At 52.4% G+C, this 22,420-nt stretch carries 21 protein-coding genes; 11 read left to right on the top strand and 10 right to left on the bottom strand.

Features of this window, described 5'->3' with window-relative positions; all coding sequences use genetic code 11:
- Positions 1-93 precede the first annotated feature (93 nt).
- The gene (gene ndk / locus SynROS8604_RS14700) at positions 94-552 is read left to right on the top strand and encodes a nucleoside-diphosphate kinase (protein ID WP_186544541.1); all 459 of its coding nucleotides are present in this window, start codon (positions 94-96) and stop codon (positions 550-552) included.
- A 79-nt stretch (positions 553-631) separates the two neighbouring features.
- Here the strand turns inward: ndk and SynROS8604_RS14695 are convergent, their stop codons facing one another.
- Together SynROS8604_RS14695 and SynROS8604_RS14690 are read right to left on the bottom strand one after the other, a co-directional pair.
- Entirely contained in the window at positions 632-1,690 is a 1,059-nt protein-coding gene (locus tag SynROS8604_RS14695; protein WP_370586527.1) for an FAD-dependent oxidoreductase, read from the bottom strand.
- 147 nt (positions 1,691-1,837) lie between these two features.
- Complete coding sequence (locus SynROS8604_RS14690; RefSeq protein ID WP_255445098.1) at positions 1,838-3,475, bottom strand: SGNH/GDSL hydrolase family protein; 1,638 nt, start codon at positions 3,473-3,475, stop codon at positions 1,838-1,840.
- A 15-nt stretch (positions 3,476-3,490) separates the two neighbouring features.
- On the opposite strand from SynROS8604_RS14690, the gene SynROS8604_RS15540 reads away from it, so the two are divergent.
- Both SynROS8604_RS15540 and gatB read left to right on the top strand, forming a co-directional pair.
- A complete protein-coding gene (locus SynROS8604_RS15540; RefSeq protein WP_222930117.1) occupies positions 3,491-3,631 on the top strand; it encodes a hypothetical protein in 141 nt (46 codons plus the stop codon).
- Positions 3,632-3,662: 31 nt separating this feature from the next.
- Complete coding sequence (gene gatB, locus SynROS8604_RS14685) at positions 3,663-5,147, top strand: Asp-tRNA(Asn)/Glu-tRNA(Gln) amidotransferase subunit GatB (protein ID WP_186544538.1); 1,485 nt, start codon at positions 3,663-3,665, stop codon at positions 5,145-5,147.
- Here the strand turns inward: gatB and SynROS8604_RS14680 are convergent.
- Both SynROS8604_RS14680 and coaE read right to left on the bottom strand, forming a co-directional pair.
- On the bottom strand, positions 5,137-5,739 hold the full coding sequence (locus SynROS8604_RS14680; protein ID WP_255445097.1) for a hypothetical protein: 603 nt from the start codon (positions 5,737-5,739) through the stop codon (positions 5,137-5,139). The two genes, gatB and SynROS8604_RS14680, sit on opposite strands and share 11 nt — an antisense overlap.
- A 207-nt stretch (positions 5,740-5,946) precedes the next feature.
- Positions 5,947-6,573 carry a dephospho-CoA kinase gene (gene coaE, locus SynROS8604_RS14675; RefSeq protein WP_186544536.1) on the bottom strand — a complete coding sequence of 209 codons (627 nt, stop codon included), beginning with the start codon at positions 6,571-6,573 and terminating at the stop codon, positions 5,947-5,949.
- A gap of 111 nt (positions 6,574-6,684) precedes the next feature.
- Here coaE and argJ point away from each other — a divergent pair, with 111 nt between their 5' ends.
- The 3 genes from argJ (at position 6,685) to SynROS8604_RS14660 (ending at position 10,001) form a co-directional block, all read left to right on the top strand.
- On the top strand, positions 6,685-7,920 hold the full coding sequence (gene argJ / locus SynROS8604_RS14670; RefSeq protein WP_186544535.1) for a bifunctional glutamate N-acetyltransferase/amino-acid acetyltransferase ArgJ: 1,236 nt from the start codon (positions 6,685-6,687) through the stop codon (positions 7,918-7,920).
- Between the two features lie 1,087 nt (positions 7,921-9,007).
- Complete coding sequence (locus SynROS8604_RS14665) at positions 9,008-9,229, top strand: hypothetical protein (protein ID WP_186544534.1); 222 nt, start codon at positions 9,008-9,010, stop codon at positions 9,227-9,229.
- Positions 9,222-10,001 carry a hypothetical protein gene (locus SynROS8604_RS14660; RefSeq protein ID WP_186544533.1) on the top strand — a complete coding sequence of 260 codons (780 nt, stop codon included), beginning with the start codon at positions 9,222-9,224 and terminating at the stop codon, positions 9,999-10,001. The genes SynROS8604_RS14665 and SynROS8604_RS14660 overlap by 8 nt, the downstream gene beginning before the upstream one ends.
- On the opposite strand, the gene SynROS8604_RS14655 is transcribed toward SynROS8604_RS14660, so the two are convergent.
- The 5 genes from SynROS8604_RS14655 to SynROS8604_RS14635 form a co-directional block, all read right to left on the bottom strand.
- Positions 9,998-10,888 (bottom strand): hypothetical protein, encoded by an 891-nt coding sequence (locus SynROS8604_RS14655; RefSeq protein WP_186544532.1) that lies wholly within the window; start codon positions 10,886-10,888, stop codon positions 9,998-10,000. The two genes, SynROS8604_RS14660 and SynROS8604_RS14655, sit on opposite strands and share 4 nt — an antisense overlap.
- Positions 10,889-11,093: 205 nt before the next feature.
- Entirely contained in the window at positions 11,094-11,525 is a 432-nt protein-coding gene (locus SynROS8604_RS14650) for a hypothetical protein (RefSeq protein ID WP_222930116.1), read from the bottom strand.
- A 33-nt stretch (positions 11,526-11,558) separates the two neighbouring features.
- Positions 11,559-11,789 (bottom strand): hypothetical protein, encoded by a 231-nt coding sequence (locus tag SynROS8604_RS14645; RefSeq protein WP_186544530.1) that lies wholly within the window; start codon positions 11,787-11,789, stop codon positions 11,559-11,561.
- A 301-nt stretch (positions 11,790-12,090) separates the two neighbouring features.
- The gene (locus SynROS8604_RS14640) at positions 12,091-12,639 is read right to left on the bottom strand and encodes a hypothetical protein (protein WP_186544529.1); all 549 of its coding nucleotides are present in this window, start codon (positions 12,637-12,639) and stop codon (positions 12,091-12,093) included.
- Between the two features lie 304 nt (positions 12,640-12,943).
- On the bottom strand, positions 12,944-14,596 hold the full coding sequence (locus tag SynROS8604_RS14635) for a site-specific integrase (protein WP_255445096.1): 1,653 nt from the start codon (positions 14,594-14,596) through the stop codon (positions 12,944-12,946).
- Between SynROS8604_RS14635 and SynROS8604_RS14630 the strand changes: the two genes are divergently transcribed.
- Genes SynROS8604_RS14630 through SynROS8604_RS14620 form a run of 3 tightly spaced genes read left to right on the top strand, consistent with a single transcriptional unit; the run spans position 14,595 to position 17,415 of the window.
- Entirely contained in the window at positions 14,595-15,359 is a 765-nt protein-coding gene (locus SynROS8604_RS14630) for a hypothetical protein (RefSeq protein ID WP_255445095.1), read from the top strand. The two genes, SynROS8604_RS14635 and SynROS8604_RS14630, sit on opposite strands and share 2 nt — an antisense overlap.
- Before the next feature lie 59 nt (positions 15,360-15,418).
- A complete protein-coding gene (locus SynROS8604_RS14625; protein ID WP_186546043.1) occupies positions 15,419-15,736 on the top strand; it encodes a hypothetical protein in 318 nt (105 codons plus the stop codon).
- Positions 15,733-17,415 (top strand): AarF/ABC1/UbiB kinase family protein, encoded by a 1,683-nt coding sequence (locus SynROS8604_RS14620; RefSeq protein WP_186544527.1) that lies wholly within the window; start codon positions 15,733-15,735, stop codon positions 17,413-17,415. The genes SynROS8604_RS14625 and SynROS8604_RS14620 overlap by 4 nt, the downstream gene beginning before the upstream one ends.
- 325 nt (positions 17,416-17,740) lie before the next feature.
- Here SynROS8604_RS14620 and eno read toward each other — a convergent pair whose 3' ends face one another.
- Positions 17,741-19,033, bottom strand: a complete 1,293-nt coding sequence (eno, locus tag SynROS8604_RS14615; RefSeq protein ID WP_186544526.1) for a phosphopyruvate hydratase — start codon at positions 19,031-19,033, stop codon at positions 17,741-17,743.
- Between the two features lie 99 nt (positions 19,034-19,132).
- Between eno and gloA the strand changes: the two genes are divergently transcribed.
- Complete coding sequence (gloA, locus tag SynROS8604_RS14610) at positions 19,133-19,534, top strand: lactoylglutathione lyase (RefSeq protein WP_186546041.1); 402 nt, start codon at positions 19,133-19,135, stop codon at positions 19,532-19,534.
- Positions 19,535-19,549: 15 nt separating this feature from the next.
- Positions 19,550-22,381 carry an ATP-dependent Clp protease ATP-binding subunit gene (locus tag SynROS8604_RS14605; RefSeq protein ID WP_186544525.1) on the top strand — a complete coding sequence of 944 codons (2,832 nt, stop codon included), beginning with the start codon at positions 19,550-19,552 and terminating at the stop codon, positions 22,379-22,381.
- Positions 22,382-22,420 lie beyond the last annotated feature (39 nt).

The following is a 22,420-nucleotide window of genomic DNA, read 5'->3' as shown; positions in this document are numbered from 1 at the left end:
GGGGAAATCTAAGGAGCTTCAACCCCATTGCCAGTCTTGCGCTTGCCAATTAGGGCATCTGGCGTTGACGATGACGACTGTTTTTTCAATTTTATGGCTGCCGAACGCTCTTTTATTGCCATCAAGCCCGACGGCGTTCAACGCGGTCTTGTGGGCGAGATCCTGGGTCGCTTTGAGCGAAAGGGCTTCAAGCTGGTGGGCCTAAAGCAGCTCACCCCAAGCCGTGAGCTGGCTGAACAGCACTATGGCGTACACAAAGAGCGCCCTTTCTTTGCTGGTTTGGTGGACTTCATCACCTCAGGCCCTGTGGTGGCCATGGTGTGGGAGGGCGATGGTGTGATCACCAGCGCGCGCAAAATGATCGGTGCCACGAAGCCTTTGGAGGCTGAGCCCGGCACCATCCGTGGCGATTTGGCCGTCAACATCGGCCGCAATGTGATTCACGGTTCTGATGCAGCAGAAACGGCTCAGTTTGAAATTGGGCTTTGGTTTCAACCCTCTGAATTGAGCGATTGGACTCCGTCCGATCAAGCCTGGCGCGTCGAAGGTTGATCCTTAGAAGTTGATAGGCCTTTTTGGCTTGATATCCCCTCGGGAAGACCTCCTGGGGGGATGTTTTGATCACTCTGGATCACTGAAAACGGTTCCAGCGAAAGGCATTAAAAAGCTTTGATGTATCGGGACTGGACGTTTGGTTGGTGATGGCGCCAGCCAACAATTCCGCTGTGATTGCTGCTAGCAAAACGCCATTGCGGTGATGGCCGCAGGCCAGCCATAGTCCTTGGATGGGCCCTTCTCCCAGTAAAGGACCTTCATCAGGAGTGCAGGGACGAAAACCCCACCAACGTTCCATGGGCGGCCAGTTCACTGCTTCCGGAAGCAGGGCCGCGATCCCCTTGTTGAGATGTTGCTGCCCTTGAGGCGTTAACCCTTCCTTGAAGCCGGCTTCTGGCTCTGAGGTGGCCCCTACAACCACGAGACCATCCTCGCGAGGGACGAGATACGTGCCCGGGCCGAAAATGACGTGTTTGAGGGCGCCGCGAGGGGTTTGTAGTGACACCATCTGCCCCTTCACTGGGAAGACCGGCAATTCAGGAAGAAGTTGAGCACTCCAGGCCCCGCTGCACAGAACGGCTGTCGTGCATTCCAGAGTGGCGACCTGGCCTTCGGAATCACGGGTTTGCACACCCTTGAGGCGACCATCTCGTTGCAGGACGTCGAGAACCTCCACTCCTTCCTGGAAATTCACGCCCCTGTCAACGCAGGCACTTTCTAAGGAGCGCATGAGTTGACGGCGATTGTCAATTTGCCCGTCTTGGTCAAAGAGCAGGCCGGCCTGCCAGGCCGGTGCGATACCCGGTAGCAGTTGTTCAAGCCGTTCTCGATTCAGGGCTTCGCCAAAAGCGGCCGTCGGATAACAATCTCGTTCTTTTGCATCAAGAAAGGGCACCACAATCCCCGTGGCGCGCAGCCCGCAGGGAAGTCCACTGTCGGCTTCAATCTGCGCCACCCAGCGGGGAATGCGCTCCAGGCTCAGCTGGCCAAGTTGCAAGAGATCGCCATGCAATCCTTCGGCATGGGGAGCCAGCATTCCTGCAGCCACGAAGCCAGCTGCCTCGTTGCGTCGCCTGCTCAGAACGGTGACGCAACGGCCGCGCCGGGCTAGCTGATGGGCGATGGCGAGGCCCATGAGTCCTCCGCCGAGGATTAAAATTTGATTATTGAAAGTGTTGCTGCCTGCCTTCATGTCGGGTTCCGGACTGTTATTTCCCGTCGTGTTGTCTCAGGATGATGTCTGATGTGCTGCTCGTATCTCTCCCTAAGCCTCAGCTGTCGGTCAGGACAGAGAATTGAACTTCAAGGCCTTGATGTTGTTCAGGATCATGATTCCAGTCCGTTCGCTGATTGGGCTTAGAGGTATCTCAAGCCTCAGATTTCCATCTTTGGTGTGCCCGATTTTAACAGCTTGTTCCCATTGGGCAGCTGTGGGAACAAGAAAGGGGTCTCCCATTAGTTCACTTAGAACAGGTGAAAGCAGAATTCTGTCTCCTTCCCCACTGTTGAAATCTTCAATGATCTGCGGGCCATCGATCAGCCCTTTGAGGCTGATGACAAACACGTCTGCACCAAGTCCTCCTTGCAAGCGATTGCTTCCGCCCTTGCCATCAAGTTTGTCGTTGCCAAGCCCACCCTTGAGATCATCATCTCCGGCTTGACCTTGAAGAATGTCATTCCCCTCTGCACCATGAAGTGTGCTGCCATCGGGAGATGAAGTGATGAAATCGTTGCCTGATGTTCCAGTATAAATAAAGTTTTCTGCAGAGGTGATTGTTTGTGTTAATGATGATTCGATTGCTGCCTGATGCTCCGCAAGTGTGAGCTCGATTGCTTTCGCAAGCATTCTGTGGCCGGCTTCGGTCGGATGTAATGAGTCAAAGTAGAGAAAACCAGCTTCGGTTTGTTTCCGGTGGGATGTCTGATTCTCTGCAGCAACTGTAGGCAGATTGTATAGAATTCCGTCTTTCTGGTCAAGCTGAGCTTCTTCTTGTGCAGCATCAGTTGTATTGATAATGCCATATTGTTTGAAGTTTCCGAGTTTGTCACCAAAACGCTTCCAGTTGTATTCGTATTCGTTATTGAAGGAAATAATCGTTGCATAGGGGAACATTTTTGTGATTTCGTTTGCTATCTGTTGGGTTTTGATGTGTAGGATCGAGTTGGCGCCAGACTGAATTTGCTCCTGCCAGCTCTGTGGAAGATCTCTGATGTAGGGCAGGACATAGTTCACCCCATCCACGCTGCCAATGATCGGGGCCCCACTAGAGATTAAAACAGTTTTTGCATTGCTATTGCGCAGCAAGGTGATCAGATTGGCTTTGCTGTTGTTCAGAATCTGCTCAAAAGCGGTGTTGAGATTCTGTTGTTGCAGTACCGTCGCCAGGATGTCATTTCCTCCGCCCCATATCACAGTGAGTTGGGCAGAAAGATCGCGGCGATCGCGTTGGAAAAAATGCTCAATCTGTGAGCGTATCCCTAGTTGGCTGACGGCATAAGGAGGCTTAAGGAGCTCTGTTGGGAACTGTCCAAAAGCATTCAAAACATCAAAGATCGTCTTTCGGCCAGTCAGGGCGCCGCCAAGTGCATAGGAGGGGTTCTCGTCGGTTGCGGTGATTGGGCTTGGACCTCCCCCGATGAAGCGATTGGTAATGTCTGAACAAAACTTGTTCTGCGTGGATGTGCCAATGGATTGGCGTAAGAAGGTTTGCCAGTTATTGTTCGAATAGTTAAACGTTTTGCCGCTCCATCCAGGACGGGCGTTGGGATAGAGAACCTGTTTGTACATGGCGGCCGATCTTGAGCCAAAATCGCTCATGCTGTCGCCGAAGACAGTGATGTTTAGAATATTTTTATGGCTATCATCTGCCCTGTACGATCTTTCGATAGGGATCGGCGGTGTTGGGCAGTCGAGATACATTTTATTGGTTCAGTGATGACTTACGTTATCGCTTTTGCCGCTGATCTTTTTCATTTGGGTGATGCTTCTTTTAACGAAGTTGTGAAGCGTTGCTGTATGGGAGGTCGGAATGACTTGCTGCAGCCTCCCAACCTGCTGATTGCTGTCACGCCATAGAATTGTTTTGCTTTGACGACGCTCACAGCTGATGGCAGCACCTGTAGCAACGGAACTGGCCTGGGAAGCCGTGATCGGTTTGGAGACCCACGTGCAGCTGGGTACCAACAGCAAGATTTTCACGTCCGCTTCCACGGCCTACGGGGATGACCCCAACACCCATATCGATCCCGTGGTGTGTGGACTGCCAGGCACGCTTCCGGTTTTGAATCAAAAGGTGCTCGAGTACGCCGTTAAGGCGGCGATGGCGCTGAATCTCAACATTGCCGAACACAGCAAATTCGATCGCAAGCAATATTTCTATCCAGATCTGCCGAAGAACTACCAGATTTCTCAATTCGATGAGCCGATTGCAGAAGAGGGCTGGATCGAGGTGGAAGTTGCAGAGAAAGGTAAAGACACCTACCTGAAAAAGATCGGAATCGAGCGCCTGCACATGGAGGAGGATGCTGGCAAGTTGGTGCACGCAGGAAGCGATCGCCTGGCGGGCTCGACGCATTCGCTCGTGGACTACAACCGAGCGGGCGTAGCCCTCGCCGAGATCGTGAGCAAGCCCGATTTGCGCAACGGTCGGGAAGCGGCGGAATACGCCTCTGAGATCCGCCGGATCATGCGCTATCTGGGTGTGAGCGATGGAAACATGCAGGAGGGCTCCCTTCGCTGCGACGTCAATATCTCCGTGCGTCGGGGCCCTGATGCTCCCTTTGGCACGAAGGTGGAGATCAAGAATATGAACTCGTTTTCTGCTATTCAGAAGGCTTGCGAATACGAGATTCAGCGGCAGATCAAGGCTTATGAAAGTGGTGAGCTGATCGTTCAGGAAACGCGTCTTTGGGATGAGAGCAAACAGCTCACCAAGAGCATGCGCAGCAAGGAGGGAGCAAGCGATTACCGCTATTTCCCCGATCCGGATCTTGGTCCAATTGAGGTGAGCGTTGATCAGCGCGAAGCCTGGAGGAGTGAACTGCCGGAGCTGCCATCGGCTAAGCGCCATCGTTATGCCGATGCCCTTGGGCTGTCTCAGTACGACGCGCGCGTGCTGACCGACGAACGTTCGATGGCGCAGTATTTCGAAACCGTTGTGGCCGCCGGCGCAGACGCCAAGTTGTCAGCGAATTGGATTACGGGTGATATTGCCGCTTACGTCAACAGCAATCGCCTGAACTTCGATGCCTTGGCCTTTCGCCCTGAACAGCTCGCCGAGATGGTCAAGCTGATTGATGGCGGCAAGATCAGCGGCAAGATCGCCAAGGAGATTCTCCCCGAGCTTCTTGAGAAGGGTGGTTCTCCTAAAGCGATTGTGGATGAACGTGGACTGGGGATGATCAGCGATCCTGCGGCCATCACTGCGATCGTGGAAGAGCTGCTGGCTGCTCATCCTGATGAGGTAGAGGCATTCCGTGGTGGAAAAAATAAACTGCAGGGCTTCTTTGTGGGGCAGCTGATGAAGAAAACTGGCGGTAAAGCTGATCCCAAATTGGCCAATCAGATCCTCAGCATGAAACTCAAGGGATAGCGGCTTCTGATTGGTCGCTCTGCATTAATGAGCGGCCATCGGCTGCGATCAGAATCCGCGTTGTCAGGGCTGGAGGATCTCCGGCCTGTTCCCAGCCGGGTGTACCGCCAGGAATTTTGAATTCAAAGCCTTCTGGACCTGCATGGAGGAGGCAAGGATTGTTGGTCGCACTCCCATACATGCAGGTTCCCGGGCGATAGACCCGAAGGCCCCCGTTACGTCGAGTTGCAGCACCGCGGGCCAGATTCAGGGCACGTCTTGCCGAAAGAGGATTGTCGCGGACAAACAGATTCACGGACTCTGGGTCGGGTGTGATGTCGGCGTAAGGGCTGGGGCCGGTGCTGACCTCTGGATCTGCAGGAGGCCGGTCAGGTTTGGCGCTGCTCTCCAGCTCGGGGGTTGCAACGCTTGGGGTTTTCAGTGTGGTGGGCTCGCAGCTCACCTCAGGCGTGCTGAGGTCGACCAGGCTTGCCGCCACCGGACGTCGCGTGCTCCTCTCAAAACATTGATATTCGACTGGGTCGCTCTGTGCAGATTGCGCAGTGAGGAATAGCAGCGTTGTCCATCCCAGTGAGCTAGCCAACCGTTTCATGGCCACCTGGTGCATTAAAGCCTTGGAACGTAGTGAGCTATTTGTCGATTGGTCAAGGCGTCTGATGTGACAGGGTCCGACTGAGGCGTCACGCGTGATGCTCATGCTCTGCCGATCGCTCGTCTTTATCTCTGCACCTCCTGTTGCCTGGGGTTTGCCGCTGCTTCGGTCATTGCGTGGAGTTTGCTGTCCGTTGAAAGAATCGGATCAATCAAGTTGCGGCGGTGCATAAAGCAGCTCACGGACCTGTGACGTCCAGCTCTGCGGAAAGCCCCTGTTTTCAATGACAGAGTCAGCAAGTTCAATCTTGCGATCCGTAGGCCATTGGGCTCTGATGCGTTGCTCGGCCTCCTCAAGAGAGAGCTGATTACGGGTGATGAGTCGTTGTCTTTGCTGGGTTGGCGAGCAGTACACCACCCAGACTTCCGAACAAAGACTCTCCAACCCAGTTTCAAACAGCAGAGGGATCATCAATGCCACAACACTCTCGCCGACATGCGTCTGCAGCTCCTGGTCGAAACGTTGTCGCACCAGCGGGTGCAGTTGAGATTCCAGCCAAGTCCGTTCTTGTGGATCGTTGAACACAATGGAGCCGAGTGCCGCACGGTCAAGGCCTTCACTGAGCTCGCTTTGTACTTTTACGCCGTAGCGCTCCAGCACCGCACGAGTCGCCGGAGTGCCCGGAGCCAACGCTTCATGGGCATAGAGATCTGCATCAAGAACGGCAATGCCCTGTTGTTCTAGAAAATGCCCCACGCTGCTTTTTCCACTGGCGATGCCACCGGTTAGGCCGATGCGCCGTTGCCGTCCTTCCCAGCGTTGTCTTTCACTCAAGGAAAGGGGTTCGTCCCTTGAAAGTATGACCTTGCCGTCTCTTTCAGAGCTGGGCGATGCCGTCGTAAAAAGCATAGAAAGAGCTGCTCGGTTGGTTTTGCAACCTGATCAATGACGCCATCTGTGACCTGGTCTCCAATCTCCGGAGGAATCACTGCTCCCTCCGGCTTCAAGGCGGCGGGATTAAGCGCAGGTCTCAAGCCATCCAGGAAACCTGATCTCTCCCTTTTGCTGGCACCAGAGGCTGCGGTCTGTGCTGGCACCTTCACCACATCCGTTGTCCGCGCCGCCTGCGTGGATCTTTGTGCGGATCGTCTGCAAGTGACGTCCGGTCGCGTGCGAGCCGTGGTGACCAATTCTGGGCAGGCCAATGCCTGTACCGGTGATCGGGGTCTTGCCGACAGCCTTCTGATCACAGAAGCGGTTGCAGATCGTCTGGGTTTATCTCAGGACGAGGTCTTGATTTGCTCGACCGGGGTGATCGGTGAACCGATCGTGATCGATCCCCTTCTTGCCGCGGTGGATCCCTTGGTGAGCTCCTTAGCCCCTGATGGTGGTGGTGCAGCTGCTCAGGCCATCCTGACGACGGATCTGGTGGAGAAGCAGATCGCCTTGGAGGCTGTGTTGGGCGGGCGCCGGGTGCGGATCGGTGGGATGGCGAAGGGGTCCGGGATGATTCACCCCAACATGGCCACGATGCTCGGATATCTCAGCTGTGATGTCGCTGTGCCCTGTGACCTGTGGCAAGACATGGTGCGCCGGGCGGTGAATCGTTCGTTTAACTCCATCACCGTGGATGGTGACACCAGCACCAATGACACCTTCTTGGCCTTCGCGGCAGGAGAGCCACTGCCAGAGGATCAGCTCGAGGCATTGGAGGAGGGGGTCACGATGGCGGCCCAGCATCTGGCTCGCTCGATTGCCCGGGATGGCGAGGGCGCCACCTGCTTGATGGAAGTGCAGGTGGAGGGCACCGATTCAGAGGCGGAGGCGCGACAGATCGCGCGCACCATTTGTGGCTCATCGTTGGTCAAAACGGCCGTTCACGGAAGGGATCCCAACTGGGGACGGATCGTGGCGGCAGCGGGTCGTGCAGGTGTTGGGTTTGACGCCGGTGCGGTGGCTCTTTGGATTGGCCCCCATCAGCTGATGTCAGAGGGACAGCCGTTGCCATTCGATCGGGCTAGAGCGGCGGCTTATCTCAGTGAACGCGCTTGTGGTGGCTATCTCGTGGATGACACGGTGCAGATTCGCCTGTCTCTTGGTGATGGTGCAGGTCAGGCAATCGCCTGGGGATGCGATCTTTCGGATCAGTACGTTCGCATTAATGCCGATTATACTACGTAAGCCAAGAACCTAGTAATCATGGTCTTAGTCGAGGTTCTGTTTTCATGGGTAACACCTCGGTAACACCCTTCAACAACGTAACTGTTGTCTACTTCAGTCTATCGAAAGCAACAGAAGCTGAAGTGATACTGGTTCTACCTCAACAGATAAAAAGCCAATAATTCGCTAAGAGTGTTCACTGTGATACAAATGTTGCCAAGAAAGTGCATCTCTGTGTGAAGAAGTCCAGCAAAGCAATACTTGCCAGGCATAATGTCGCCTTAATTAATACCGCTCTATCTATTTGAGCTTCTACGGGTAACGCATGGGGGATATTGTATGCAGAAAGGTATATGTAAATCGATTCAAAAATTTCTGTCACTTTTTAGGTGCTCGTCGTTGTGCTCTGAGTGCTCCTGAGAAGCGTTGAATCCTTTCTTTGGAGGAGAAGTTGCTCCAATAACGCTTTAAAGCAGCACTTAGAAGCGTCTTGGGTGCTTCAAAGGTGCATTGCAAGTAACGCCACAAACGGTAACCACCAATAATCATAAAAATTTATGCAATTAACGCATAATCATTGCAGAAGCTAATATCACTCGAAAAATAAAAAAATTGCCTTAAGGTTCTGCATTGTCTATTTTTTGAATTTTGCGCTTTCTTTTTAATTGTGTATTTGCATTGATAGCGATTTCAATGCCAATTGCAGCAAACGCTCAATATCCATATTCAAATAAGGGTGCAGATGTTTATAGACGACAGCGAGAGCAAAGACAACGAGATGACCTGAGAAGATTACAAGCCCAACAATGGCGACAACAGCAGCAGCTAAACCAGCAGCAAAATTACAATAGAAATCAACAGCAATATCAGAGACAACAGCAATGGAATAATTTACTTCGATAACTATTTATTGCATAGCCGAGAATACTTTATGATTGGACATTGAACCTAGTGTCCGAGGAGTGAAATCTTCAGCTCACTCAACCTTCCCAATGCCAGACATCAGTCAGTGCGAGAAGGAAGGTAAGAGATGGAAGACTACAGCGATAGATGGAATCAATGGCAAGGATAAAAGCTATTATTGTGTCAAAGGTTCTAAGTAAAGGCAATGACTACCTATACAATCATCCTTAACAAAACAACTGGAGAGACAGAAACCCAATGGTCTTCTGAATCTCACGAGGAGATCATGAAACTATGGGAGGAGGAAAAGACCGAACAGGATAAGTTCAGCAAGATTGATATGGAGTTAATTCTTTGCAAGGATGACGAAGTGATAGATGACTATGAGATAATAGATGCTCAACGGGAGTGGATAGTAATTGACTAAAAAACTACACTCATCAACAAAAATGAAAATCCTATTAGCGCCATTGCTCCTTGCAGTTTCACTGCCAGCCTTTGCAGAGGTTGATCCCAAGATTCATAAGCTTTGCATAGAAGCAAAGGATTATGCGGGATGCGTATTAATACAGGAGGGAAAAGCCAATGAAAAGAAAAGTTTAAAAACGTCAGGCATATGCGCTAAACAAGATATGTCTGGTTGCGGTTCAGTTTTTGTACAAGTCAGTGAGGGAAGCTCTCTGTTTGAAAATCCAATAAATAGCAACCAAGAATTAACAATAAATAATTCGGTAGATGCCAATAGATTCTTTGAAAAAGACGAGACTGAAGTCCAGAATGGATTTACCTATAGAAATAGTTCAGTCAGACAATTGAAAATAAGGGGTTCATATGGAAGATATTTGAGTTTTTGGGGTAGAAGCAAGAATGAATACCAAGGAACATCAGGTTCGTACAATCCTGGCAGCGCAGGAAGTGTTAACTGTACCTCTACAAGCTATGGCTATGGATCAACTTCTACTAATTGCTCTCGAAGCGGCTATGTAGCTCCTAGCTATACACCTGGTACGTCTGGTGGCATTCAAGCTAGATGGTTTGAGTACGAGCTTGATTGTCGAGATAGAACTTATAACCGTAAAGGTGATAAGGCAAAAGGCTTGATTAATAAAGGATGGATGGACGTTTATTACGATCCAACTGCAAGGGCTGTTGCGGATAAATATTGTCCAATAATCAATTCATTACGTAAGAAAGTTTAGCTGGAATACATATGCGGAAAATTCTTTCTATGCTGCTGTAATCCATAAGCAACAACAGCATCCATTTCTTCTTTTGTTGGATTGTCTCCAAGTGCAGCTCGTTGAATCTTGTATTCACGATTGGGATCAACTTCTGATCGTGAATGTGTTTTAGACGCTCCGCTGAGATGGCTCTGTGACGAGCCTAAATGAACTTCACCATTGTTTCTATGCGGATATGGGCTTGGAGCTGCTCTAGAGGCATATGAAGCACGCTCAGGGAGCACAGGAGGTAGCGGTGCTTCACCTTCAATAATTGGTAATTGAGCTTCATTTAATTTCTGTTGATAAAGACGCTCATTCTCTGCATCTCTTAATTCAATCTCTTTCTTCATCGTTTCGATACGACGAAGTTCTTCAGCAGATGGGATGTCCTTGCCTAAGACAGCACCAATCAATGGATTTATTAAATAGTCACTAATAACATCACCTACTGGTTGCACAAGCATATCGGCTGCAATGCCAGCAACACCAGTTATGATTGACGCTCTTGGTATTGCTTGTAGACGTACTGAACCTCCCTTCAATACTGGCTTCATTTCATATTGAGGAATCCTTGGTGCGTTGAATTGATTAGTGGGTACAGACAAACGAGGTTGTCCAAAGGCTTGTCTTTGAGCATCCCTAATCATTGATTGCTGTCGTTTTGCAGCTTGATCCACAAGGTTCCTATCTGTAGTTGGTGTTGGCTTATCAATAAACCTTGTATTGGGATTTGCATTCTCCCTTAGTTGTCTTGCTGTCTCTCTACCTAAATCATCAGACAATTGAGAACCAGAAGGTTGTTGAATTGGTCCTTGGATAAGTTCTTGTTGTGTTGCTGAAGCAGCAGAAGTTGAAGGACGCATTCCTCTCCTCTTCTGATATTTATTTTTATGCATTTGTTTTAGTAGTTATTTCTAGAAACGCGCTCTTACGTTCAACACCATTCAGAATGCGCTGTTCTGATGGCAATGACTGAAGATGGAATCAAACCATCGAGACGAACAAACACCACCAAATTTTTCGTCTGTATCAACTCAGTCGAGTGCTGGTGCAATGCCAGCGATAAAGTCAGTCATCCCATCCATGAGCGGGATGAACTGCTGGTTCAAGGATATGGAAAGACAAGAAACAATTACCTAGCTCTTGTATTTGCATATGTCCAACAACCTGGACAAACTTGCCAATCAACTGATCATCATAGGCGAGCAATGAGAACTCGCCTTCCAATCTTGGACTGTGTAGTGACTCGAATTTTAGACAATCACCATCGAATACTCTATCTTTAAGAGCAGGATGGGTATCGTGATTTGAGTCGCGTGAGGAATGGAAAGGTTGTTGCTGTTCATACTCACGCTTTAACTCCTCTATGCGATACTCTAAGTCGTAAAAGTGAGTGTAATCAGACGGACACAAGAGCAATTCATATCGCTTGATGTCGTAGGAATGTTTAGCGTATGGCTCAAGGACATGCGCATTAGTCACATATCCTTGAATACGCATTAAGGTATTCATATTGAGGTGGTAGGTATTGGTTTAAACCGCTTCCAACTCTTTGGGTTGCGGTTGATAAGTCAAAGAAGGATGGAGCATATCTGCTGGCATTCCCGCCTTATGAAACTGACGGAAGGCAAAGACACCAAGCACATATAGTTCGTTCCTAATAAACTTATCTGTAACTCCATGCGCTTCTAGTTTGGCGATGGAGCGACACTTGCTATTAATCCAGTTGTAGTCTTTAAGAGTCAAGCCGTTGTTAGATGCCATAGATAATACTTTGATTTAATTAATTAAAAGGGTTCAGGGGTAGTAGAATAAGGATGAACATTATGTCTATCCATGGGACATCTGTTTCATCAGTATTCAGTCTCTTTGAATCCTCTTATTAGTAGTTAGTTAATCAATTCGTCTGTCCAATCGCTACGCTCTTGGAGACTCATTGACTTTGTGTCGTGTTGGTTTTAGGGTTATTTCTCCCTGTATACGGGGGGGATCTCTCCCTCATACGTGCGCCAATAAGACTATGACTGAGGTTTAAGAGGCAACTAGCGTCAATTGTGATAGGCGATTAATCACCATTGAGTTTTTCTTGCATACGTTGCTCTACATCCGCTTGCAACCGCTCATATTCTTCCCACTCAGCGTCATCCCATAACTCGTTGGAAATGCCTTTGACGTGAATGATTTGATAGTTATCGATTCTGAATTTGGGTTTCTTAGCAGGTTGATTTGCAACTCCTTTCCATTCAGAGTAATACTCTTGCTGCTCTCTACGTCTCTGTTTTTGTTTCTCTCGCTGTTCCTTCGTTAGTGGTTTGTGTTCAAGAACAAGTCGTTGGAAGACACGTGCTTTTGACTGTCTGACTTTGACATCACTTGAATAACTATCAAGTTTATTCCAAGCAGTTGAGTTGATTCTCAGATTGAGTTGAACATCACCAGTTTCACCTTTGTATCTGATGCTCTTGGATAAATCCGAATCCATCTCATACTCTTCCATGTCGCCAGTTTCTGGATTATAGAAGCGATACCCATAACCATTGTTGTATCCAGGAATTCCTAGGTGAATGATGCGTGTCGCCATCTGCCATAGATGAACATCAGCGTCATCCGCCATTGTCTTTAACCGTTCTGCCACTTCTGTAGAGACACGAACGCACAGTGGGCGTCGAGTAACTCTCATACTTGCAGTCTTTCCTTCTCGAGGTACACGCTTGAAGTCCTTTTGTCCCTCTTTCCTCAGTTTTCGGTTGTACTTTTGGTCTTTGGTTAGCTTTTTTGGCATAGATATGGGTGGTGAATGTGAATAACTGACACCTCTGCGCTTCTACAAGGCGCGTTAAAGGTATGATAGGTGGAATTCTCTAACACGCATTTAATCGCCGCTTGAGAGTCTTACAGAGTGTATAGAGAAGTTGTGGTTATTTGTTTACCTGCTCTGCAGAAGAGCGACGACGGTTAGTAGCGACAGTTGTTACTTTTCCTACGTGGGTATTTGGAAGTTCGTCAACCCAATCCAAATGTTCTTCTGCTTTGCCCAGTGATTTTCTTCCTTTGCCAAGTATCTCGGTTTGTTCTGCAGCGCGGTAATGGAAGTAATGCTCTTCGATGTATTTCATACTCGTATCGCAGTTGGCAGCAATCACAGGAACTGGTGTTCCCGCATTCAGTCGTAAAGTGATATGTGTGTGGCGGAAACTGTACCAAGTTATGTTCTTGCCGCTGTGTACGTCAACTTTTCGACAGTTGTTACTGTCATCCTCACTCCAGTCTGCAAGACGTGCTTCTACCAATGCTTCTGAGATGGAATCTTTCCACAAACGCTCGCTCATCTGTGTTCCTCTTGATTGGTTGAGGAAGATAAAGTCGTTTGGCTTGGTGTATGTGCTTATTTTTCTCAATCTTTCCAAGTGCTTTGCTATTGGTGCACTGCAGCGATAACTTCTCCCAGTCTTTGTGTTTTCTGCGGGAACGTCAATTAATACCCAAGTCTTACGTTCAGCAACTGGAATTGTCGTGTTTTCTGATATATGCCGCCACTGTATTTTTCTTAGTGAGCCTGGACGAATCCCGCTATCCATTGATATTCTCATCGCAAGATAAAGCATCTCGCGGTGTATTAGTTGAGTCCTTCCTCTCTCGCTACCTATTTGTATGTTTGTCTCTGTCTTCCATTTGCCTTGAGAGTTTTTCTCCATCTCATAGTCATCATTCAGGATTCTTGTCTTTCCCTTAATCCAATAGAGTCGACAGCATCTTTCTAGTTCTAACCATTCGTTCTCGGTTAAATCATCTCTTCTGTGCTTTTTGTCTTTTGGAAGTTTGACACTTGGTAGTTCTGGTATTGAATCCCTTTTGATAAATCCTTCTGCCACTGCAACTTCGTTGAATGCTCGTCGCAGTGTTGATATTTCTTGGTTGATGGTTGTGTTTTGTGGAGTATCTTTGCCATATTGAAAAGCGCGTTCTTTTCTCCATACCTCATAGTTGAGAAACGTGTTCCGCCTTATCTTGTGTATCTCTTTTCGAGTATCTCCAACAAATTCACTCATCCATCGCAATTGAGTTTTAAGCAACCGGAATCGTGCTTCTGATATTCCTGTATGTGGCGTTCTGCTTATTTTCTTGTGCTCTTTTGCTAAGAACTTGTCAACCATATCGCCAAATTTTAGCCCTCTAACTGATTCTCCTCTTTCGGATTTTCCTTTTAATTCGATAAACTTCTCGACGCCTAGCATCCATGCCTTCTCTGATCCTGCTGGTGTTGGCTCAGGAATGTCATCGCTTTGAGTTTTTAAGGCAAAACGATGTCTCTTTCCCGACTCTTTATCGTAAAAATAGAGATACCATCGTCCGCCTTTGTCTGCTCGGCGATATACATAAGCATTTTTGTCTGTTGGTATGCCTCTCTTGTCGAGGATGTTCCCGTCAGGCATCTCTAAAAATGCCGAATTGGGTAACGGATGGGTAACACCAACGTCGTCACGACTGGGATTTGCTCGATGTAAGTCAAGGGTAACACCTGGGTAACAGCTCTGCAATTCACCCAGAACCGTTGGTATGACTGGAGCCATGAGGTTACGTTCGCATCAATGCCGACTACACCACCTAAGGCCTGGACATCGCTGCAAAGATGGTTGCGCTGAGGAGGACCTGTTGATGCCCGCCGAGACCAATGCCTCTAAGCCGAACTCCAAGCGTCCGGCTCGTCCGCGCTTTTGGGTTGGTCCCCTGGTTGCAGGGGCGTGCTTCGCGCTTGGTTATGGCATTACACAGCGCGTTGTTTTGATCCGATCTGGCTTGGAGCAGGCTGAGCCTCAGTCTTTTAGGGCGCGTGCCTTTCCAGGGGAAAGCCTCGAGGCGCTGCGGCTTCGCTATGGAGAGACCGGGACGCTTGAGGCTGATGTCGCGGCCAAAGAATTAATCGAAGCGAAGGCATCCAAGCAGGCGAATGCGCTGAAAAAAGCCAAGCTCGCTAAGGAATTGGAGCAGCGCAAAGCGAAAGAGGAAGCCGAGCGCATTGCTGCGGCAGCGATGGAGCGTGATCGCAGTCAGCAAGCCGTACTGAATACGCCCAGTCCCCTTGAAGATATGCCAACCCTGAATGAAACGATTCTGTTGGAGGCCGACGCTCCTACTGAGTTGCTGGATCCAGAACTCCCTTTGGATGCGCCAAACGCGTTTCCGACAGAGCCCTCAACGTTGACCCAGCCGACCCCCGCAGCAGAGCTGGAAGCTTCAGTAATGGTGGAGTCCGTCGTTGTCGAACCCGAACCGGTTGAACCGGTTGAGCCTGAGCTTTTCGTGACGCCAGTGGAGTCGACTCCTGCTCCTTGATCGCATGTCGCTGATCGGGGGCTGAATCTGCCACAGTTCCAGTGTCGAGATGTATGGCCATGACCTCCCGAGATGCTCTGCTTAGAGCTGCGATGCATCGTGTGCTCGCTCGGATGGGTCATGGCATGGCCGATGCCGCGGCTGGATTGGCGGTGATTGTGCAAGATGCTCCCGATCGCGTTCGCCAGGAATGGGATTTGTTTCAGGAAGAAGTGAAAGCTGAAGCCAAGAGGCTTGATCGCGAAGGGGCTGGACGTGGCGTGGATGCGGAGTCCTCGCCTGCTTCATCTGCGGAAGAGGAGAGTTTGCAAACCAAGATTGATCAATTGCGAGCCCGGGTCGCTGAACTCGGGATGCGCATGGAGGAGCGGCCGTGATCCTGTTCACTCGCTTGAAGGCCCTGCTGCGAAGGGCCTTCCGCGGACTACGTATTTGGCGTGCTGTTTTCACCCTGCTGTTGTTTTTGTGGTGGGATGCCAGAGCCTTCAGCTATCCGGGAGGTCCAACACCGGAGCGGCGTGAAGCGCGCCAGCAGTTGCGTGCTCGCTGGCTGACGCAGGAGCTGCTTCACCTGGGATCGGCGTTTATCAAGCTCGGTCAATTGCTGTCGGCTCGGCCTGATGTCTTGCCAGCTGGTTGGGTCTCTCAATTAGCGGCACTGCAGGACCGTGTTCCCTCCTTTTCCTTTGACCGTGCCCAGTCCGTTCTTGAGGACGAGCTTGGTGCGCGCTGCGCAGAAATCATTGATTTAGATGAGCAGCCGATCGCGGCGGCGTCTTTGGCCCAGGTGCATCGGGCGAGTCTTCGCAGTGGTCGCCAGGTGGTGCTGAAGATTCAGCGCCCTGGATTGGAGAGCGTGTTTCGGCTGGATCTCGAGGTGATGCAGCAGGTGGCTGCTGTGCTGCAGCGTCATCCCAAATGGGGACGTGGGCGCGACTGGGTGGCGATGGCGCAGGAGTGCAGGCGTGTGTTGCTCCGAGAGCTTGATTTCCGTCTTGAAGCTCAGCACGCCGCACGGTTTCGACAGCAGTTTCTCGATGATCCGAACATCCGAGTGCCTGGGGTGGTCTGGGAACTCAGTACCAGGCGCGTGCTGTGTCTCGACTATTTACCAGGGATCAAAATCAACGATCGTGCGGCCCTTTTAGACGCTGGCATTGATCCCTCCCAGGTGGCGGAAATCGGCTCGGCGAGCTATCTGCAGCAGTTGGTGCGCTACGGGTTTTTCCATGCCGATCCCCATCCCGGGAATTTGGCGGTCGCGGCCGATGGAGCGCTGATCTACTACGACTTCGGGATGATGGGGCAGCTTTCTGAACGCCTACGCAGGCGGTTGGGGGGGATGGTGAGAGCTGCTGCGGCAAGGGATGCTGCGTCCCTTGTGGATGAGATGCAAGCGGCTGGCGTCATCGCCACGGGTGTTGATGTGGGGCCGGTGCGGCGCTTGGTGCGTTTGATGCTGAAGGAGGCGCTCACGCCGCCATTCAGTAGCTCCGTGATTGACAAACTCTCGGGCGACCTTTACGAACTGGTGTATGGGCAGCCGTTCCGCTTGCCAGTGGAGCTGATCTTTGTGATGCGTGCCCTTTCCACCTTTGAAGGGGTCGGCAAAAGCCTTGATCCCGGCTTTAGCCTTGTAGCGATTGCCAAGCCCTATCTGCTGCCGCTCATGACTTCCAGTGGATCTGGCTCCAACGATCTTTTGAATGAATTTGGCCGTCAGGTCGGTGCTATTAGTTCAAGGGCTGTTGGCCTGCCTCGTCGGTTGGATGAAAGCCTGGAGCGCCTTGAGCAAGGGGATCTGCAACTCCAGATCCGCATGGGTGAGTCAGACCGTCAGTTCCGACGAATGGTGGCGGCTCAGCATTCGATCGGTCAATCGGTGTTGCTTGGCGGCCTTGCCGTAGCGGCCGCTTTGATGGGTGCCAGCTCTCGGCCCCTTTGGGCATTACTCCCATTAGGCGCGGCCCTTCCGGTTGGGATGGGTTGGTTAAAGCTGCAAATGAAACTGCGCCGGGATGCACGGATTGAGAATTTGTCAGGAACGGAACGTTGATCCTGATCGGCACTGTTTCTTTTAAGGATGAATGCCTTGCGTTGGGTTAATGGAACGATTGACTCATTGTTCGAGCCGATCGATTGCTAAGTGACAATTGTCGAGCGCTATTTCTTCGAATAAAGCTCTCAATCCCTGCAGAATTGAAACTGCTTTATGTTGCTTTCGTTGGTGCTTGGAGTGGCAGCTCCAGCTCCTTGCATCCCTGATCTAGCGACAGACCTTCCGTTGAGATGCGTGGAGTTCGTCGGGTCAGCTGCATGAGCAGTGACCCTTTGCTCCTTTGCTGGTGTCCCCCCAGAGTGGGGACGAGGGATCTGGAGCCTTACTCGCGACCCCGTGGCCCTTGGCCTGTTGCTCCGGCATACACCGCTTGATTGCCCAGTTCGTCCTCAATCCGCAGTAGTTGGTTGTATTTAGCGACCCGCTCGCTGCGGCTTAGCGAGCCAGTTTTGATCTGCCCGGCGCGCGTGGCGACGGCTAAATCAGCAATGGTGGTGTCTTCTGTTTCACCGCTGCGGTGGCTGATCACGCTGGTGTAACCAGACCGACCGGCCAGGTCGATGGCTTGAAGCGTTTCGGTGAGCGAGCCAATTTGATTCACTTTGATCAGGATTGAATTGGCGGTATTGGCATCGATCCCCTGCTGCAGGCGTTTGGTGTTGGTGACAAACAGGTCATCTCCAACGAGTTGAACGCGTTTGCCGAGGCGTTCGGTGAGCAGGGCCCAGCCGTCCCAGTCGTCTTCTGCTAAGCCGTCCTCGATCGAAATGATCGGGAAACGATTCACGAGTTGCTCCAGCTGGTCCACCATCTCGGCGCTGGAATAACTGCCGCCGCTAAAGGCATAGCGTCCGCCGCTGTAGAACTCGGTGCTCGCTACATCCAATGCGAGCGAAATTTGCTCGCCTGGCTTGTATCCAGCTTTTTCGATGGCCTGGACCAGCACTTCTCCGGCTTCCTCATTGCCCAGATCCGGAGCGAAGCCGCCCTCATCTCCCACCGAGGTGCTCATGCCTCGTTCGCTGAGCAGATTCTTCAGGGTGTGGAACACCTCCGTGCCCATTCGCAGGGCTTCCCTGAAATTGGGTGCTCCGTGCGGAACGAGCATGAACTCTTGGAAATCCAAGTTGTTGGCGGCGTGGGCGCCTCCATTGATCACATTCATCAAAGGCACCGGCAGCAGCGTTGCCATGGGGCCTCCCAGATAGCGATACAGAGGCAGGCCGAGGCCATTGGCGGCGGCGCGAGCTGTGGCCATGCTCACCGCGAGGATCGCATTGGCACCCAGGCCTGATTTGTTGTCGCTGCCGTCGAGTTCAAGCATGGCTGCGTCCACGCTGGCCTGATCCAGAGCCGACAGGCCACAGAGCGCTGGAGCAATCCGATCTTCGATGTGATCGACGGCCTTGGTGACGCCCTTCCCCATGTACCGGTCGCCTCCGTCCCTGAGCTCATGGGCTTCATGGGCGCCGGTGCTGGCTCCGCTGGGGACAATGGCGCGGCCACTGGCACCGCCTTCCAGCAAGACCTCTGCTTCCACAGTGGGGTTCCCACGGGAATCCAAGACCTCCCTGGCCACGATGGTGTCGATGACGAGATCGAGAGAATCGAGCACGGGCGGTGGTGATAAGACTGAACAGATCTTATGGAACGCCCCCTGCCGCGTCTCTTTGTGCTTTGGCAGCATGGAGGCATAACAGGCGGACTCAGCAGCATGCGCATGCTTCACACCATGCTCAGGGTGGGCGATTTGGAGAAATCAATCCGTTTCTACACCGAGGTGTTGGGGATGCAGCTTCTGCGTCGGAAGGACTATCCCTCCGGTCGCTTCACGCTTGCGTTTGTGGGATACGGGGATGAGCGCGACAACACCGTTCTTGAGCTCACCCATAACTGGGATACGCAGGAATACTCCCTTGGGGATGGCTATGGCCACATCGCCCTTGGTCTCGATGACATTGATACCGCGTGCACTGCGATTGCAGAAAAAGGTGGGCGGATTGTCCGTGAGCCAGGTCCGATGAAACATGGCAACACTGTGATTGCGTTTGTGGAGGATCCAGATGGTTACAAGGTGGAGCTCATTCAGCTGTCCTCCCGATCAGACGCGGCCTAATCGCGCCCCAACCCAATGACATCCACCTCCCGCACCAGCCTTGAGCCTCCGATCAGCCTGACGTCAGAGCCTGATCGCTTCAGTGATGACGCATGGGAGCTGTTGCTGTCTGGGCAGGATGTGGCCCGTCGTTGGCGTCATGAGGATCTCGATGTTGAGCATCTTCTTCAAGTGCTCTTCAGCGATGAGCGTTATCGACGTGTCGCTGGGGCTTTACCTCTGCCGATGGATCGCCTGCTCGATCGACTCGAGGGCTTTTTGGCTGAGCAGCCGATGGCGCGGGGCGAAGATCTGTTCGTTGGCGAGGATCTCGAATCCTTGCTGGAGGAGGCGGATCGGGTGCGCTCGCTTTGGGGCTCCCGTTTCATCGATGTCTCCCACCTCTTGATTGCGATGGGGCGCGACCCTCGTGTGGGTGCAGAGCTCTTTGCGCAATTTGGACTGCCCGCCGATCGCCTTGAAGCAGAACTGACCCGTGCTCCCGATCGCTCACCTTCCAGCGTTGCTGCGCCTCCTCCCCAACGATCCCCGCGATCCCAACGATCTCGTCCTCCGGCATCACCGCCTGCCCTTGCGTCCATCTCTCCAGAGCAGATGCCTTCAGTCCAACAGCCTTCAGTCCAACAGCCTTCAGCTCAAATACAGCAAGGGGCGTCGGCTGCATTGCCTCAGCGAATGGGCGATGGGATGGACGGGGCTGATGAGCTAATCAGTGAACCCACCGCGCTGGAGAGTTATGGCCGCGACCTCACCGCTGCTGCAGCTGCTGGACGGCTCGATCCAGTGATTGGTAGGGATGGCGAGATTCGCAGCTTGATCAAGGTGCTGTCTCGACGCGGCAAAAACAACCCTGTGCTGATTGGTGCGCCTGGCGTGGGTAAAACCGCGATCGCAGAGCTCTTGGCCCAACGGATTGTGGCTGGTGAGGTGCCCGAATCACTGCAGGGCTTGCGGCTCGTGGCGCTGGATGGTGGGGCTTTGATTGCTGGAGCCAAGTTCCGCGGTCAGTTCGAGGAACGTCTTCGGGCTGTGCTCGATGAGGTGAGCGATCCGGAAGCGGCCGTTGTGTTGTTCATTGATGAGCTCCACACGGTGGTGAACAGTGACCGATCCAGTGCGGATGCGGCCAGTTTGTTGAAACCAGCCCTCGCACGCGGGGAGTTGCGTTGTATCGCCGCCACCACTCCAGAGGACTATCGCCGCACCGTGGAGAAGGATCCGGCCTTGAACAGGCGCTTTCAGAAGGTGCCGATTCAGGAACCATCGATCGACCTCAGTGTGGAGATCCTCCGTGGATTGAAGGAGCGCTATGAGCTGCATCACGGGGTGACCATCACCGATGAGGCGGTGATGGCGGCTGCACAGTTGGCGGATCGCTACATCAGTGACCGCTGTTTACCGGACAAGGCGATCGATTTGATCGATGAAGCCGCTGCTCAGCTGAAGATGGATGTGACCTCCAAGCCCCAGGTGGTGGAGGATGCCGAGGCTGATCTCCGCCGAGTGGAGTTGGCGGTTCTCGCTGCGGAGCATGCGCCGGAAGGGGAACGGGTTCAGCTCCAGCGCAATCGTCTTGAGGCGTCTGACCAACTTGGTCAGCTCCGGGAGCGTTGGCAGGCCGAACGCGAGCAGCTCGAGGAGTTGCGTCAGTTGCTTCAGGACGATGAAGACCTTCGCCATGCCATTGCCGAAGCAGAACGGGACGGGAATTTGGAGGAGGCTGCCCGGCTTCAGTACGACCAATTGCATCGCGTCCAGCAACGCCGCGCCGATCTTGAACAGTTGCTGAGTCAGGCCCAGGAGGAGGGATCTGCGCTGTTGCGAGAACAGGTGGAAGCGGCTGATATCGCTGATGTGGTGGCGCGTTGGACGGGGATTCCGATCCAGCGCCTTCTCGCTGGTGAGCGTCAAAAGTTGTTGGAACTGGAACAACGCCTCGCCGAGCGGGTGATTGGTCAGCCGGAGGCAGTGCAGGCCGTAGCGGCGGCGATTCGTCGTGCCCGTGCTGGCATGAAAGACCCACGCCGTCCGGTGGGCTCATTTTTGTTTTTAGGACCGACAGGCGTGGGCAAGACGGAGCTCGCGAAAGCGCTTGGCGCTCTGTTATTCGACGAGGAGGAGGCTCTTGTTCGCCTCGACATGAGTGAGTTTATGGAGCGCAACGCTGTAGCGCGTTTGCTTGGGGCTCCTCCGGGGTATGTGGGCTACGAGGAGGGCGGCCAACTCACGGAGGCTGTTCGGCGTCGCCCCTATGCGCTGTTGCTGCTGGATGAAGTGGAGAAAGCCCATCCGGATGTGTTCAACGTGCTGCTCCAGGTGCTGGACGATGGACGGCTCACCGACTCGCAGGGACGGACCGTTGACTTTCGCCACACCGTGGTGGTGATGACCAGCAATCTGGCCAGTCGGGCGATTCTCGATTCGGCCCGACAAGCGCAATCGGGGGATGAGGCCGGAGTTGCTCAGGCGCTCCAGACCGCTGTGGACGATGCCTTGGCCCACCATTTCAGACCAGAATTTTTGAATCGGATCGATGAGGTCATTCGCTTCCGTCCGCTTGGGGTGGAAGATCTGGAGCGGATTGTGCGCTTGCAGCTTGACGATCTAGCCCACTTGCTCTCGGAACAAGGACTTGAACTGCGCGTGGATGATGCGGTGGCGCATGAATTGGCGACCCTGGGGTATGAGCCGGAATATGGCGCGAGACCGTTGCGTCGGGTGTTGCGTCGTCGCATCGAAAATCCGCTGGCGACCGAATTGCTGGAAGAGCGGTTTAACGGGGCTCAGGCGGTTCGGGTGTATTCCGGTGATACTTCAACCGAGTCGTTTCGATTCGAAGCGGAATGAACAGTTGATAAGCGTCCAGTAGGATGCTTGTTTGCCGTC

The organism is Synechococcus sp. ROS8604 (assembly GCF_014279655.1).
In the GTDB taxonomy this organism is placed as follows: Bacteria; Cyanobacteriota; Cyanobacteriia; order PCC-6307; family Cyanobiaceae; genus Synechococcus_C.
The sequence above is the reverse complement of the archived record's forward strand: the minus strand, read 5'-3'. Positions and strand labels throughout refer to the sequence as shown.

Bases quoted from the DNA above. Each gene is read 5' to 3' on its own strand.
- SynROS8604_RS14665 (WP_186544534.1), top strand. From the start codon at position 9,008: ATGACTACCTATACAATCATCCTTAACAAAACAACTGGAGAGACAGAA.
- SynROS8604_RS14635 (WP_255445096.1), bottom strand. From the start codon at position 14,596: ATGGCTCCAGTCATACCAACGGTTCTGGGTGAATTGCAGAGCTGTTAC.
- SynROS8604_RS14650 (WP_222930116.1), bottom strand. From the start codon at position 11,525: ATGCGTATTCAAGGATATGTGACTAATGCGCATGTCCTTGAGCCATAC.
- SynROS8604_RS14645 (WP_186544530.1), bottom strand. From the start codon at position 11,789: ATGGCATCTAACAACGGCTTGACTCTTAAAGACTACAACTGGATTAAT.
- SynROS8604_RS14655 (WP_186544532.1), bottom strand. From the start codon at position 10,888: ATGCGTCCTTCAACTTCTGCTGCTTCAGCAACACAACAAGAACTTATC.
- SynROS8604_RS14640 (WP_186544529.1), bottom strand. From the start codon at position 12,639: ATGGCGGATGACGCTGATGTTCATCTATGGCAGATGGCGACACGCATC.
- SynROS8604_RS14605 (WP_186544525.1), top strand. From the start codon at position 19,550: ATGACATCCACCTCCCGCACCAGCCTTGAGCCTCCGATCAGCCTGACG.
- SynROS8604_RS14625 (WP_186546043.1), top strand. From the start codon at position 15,419: ATGACCTCCCGAGATGCTCTGCTTAGAGCTGCGATGCATCGTGTGCTC.
- gatB (WP_186544538.1), top strand. From the start codon at position 3,663: ATGGCAGCACCTGTAGCAACGGAACTGGCCTGGGAAGCCGTGATCGGT.
- argJ (WP_186544535.1), top strand. From the start codon at position 6,685: ATGACGCCATCTGTGACCTGGTCTCCAATCTCCGGAGGAATCACTGCT.
- SynROS8604_RS14695 (WP_370586527.1), bottom strand. From the start codon at position 1,690: ATGGGCCTCGCCATCGCCCATCAGCTAGCCCGGCGCGGCCGTTGCGTC.
- ndk (WP_186544541.1), top strand. From the start codon at position 94: ATGGCTGCCGAACGCTCTTTTATTGCCATCAAGCCCGACGGCGTTCAA.
- SynROS8604_RS15540 (WP_222930117.1), top strand. From the start codon at position 3,491: ATGACTTACGTTATCGCTTTTGCCGCTGATCTTTTTCATTTGGGTGAT.
- gloA (WP_186546041.1), top strand. From the start codon at position 19,133: ATGCGCATGCTTCACACCATGCTCAGGGTGGGCGATTTGGAGAAATCA.
- SynROS8604_RS14680 (WP_255445097.1), bottom strand. From the start codon at position 5,739: ATGAAACGGTTGGCTAGCTCACTGGGATGGACAACGCTGCTATTCCTC.
- SynROS8604_RS14690 (WP_255445098.1), bottom strand. From the start codon at position 3,475: ATGTATCTCGACTGCCCAACACCGCCGATCCCTATCGAAAGATCGTAC.
- SynROS8604_RS14630 (WP_255445095.1), top strand. From the start codon at position 14,595: ATGAGGTTACGTTCGCATCAATGCCGACTACACCACCTAAGGCCTGGA.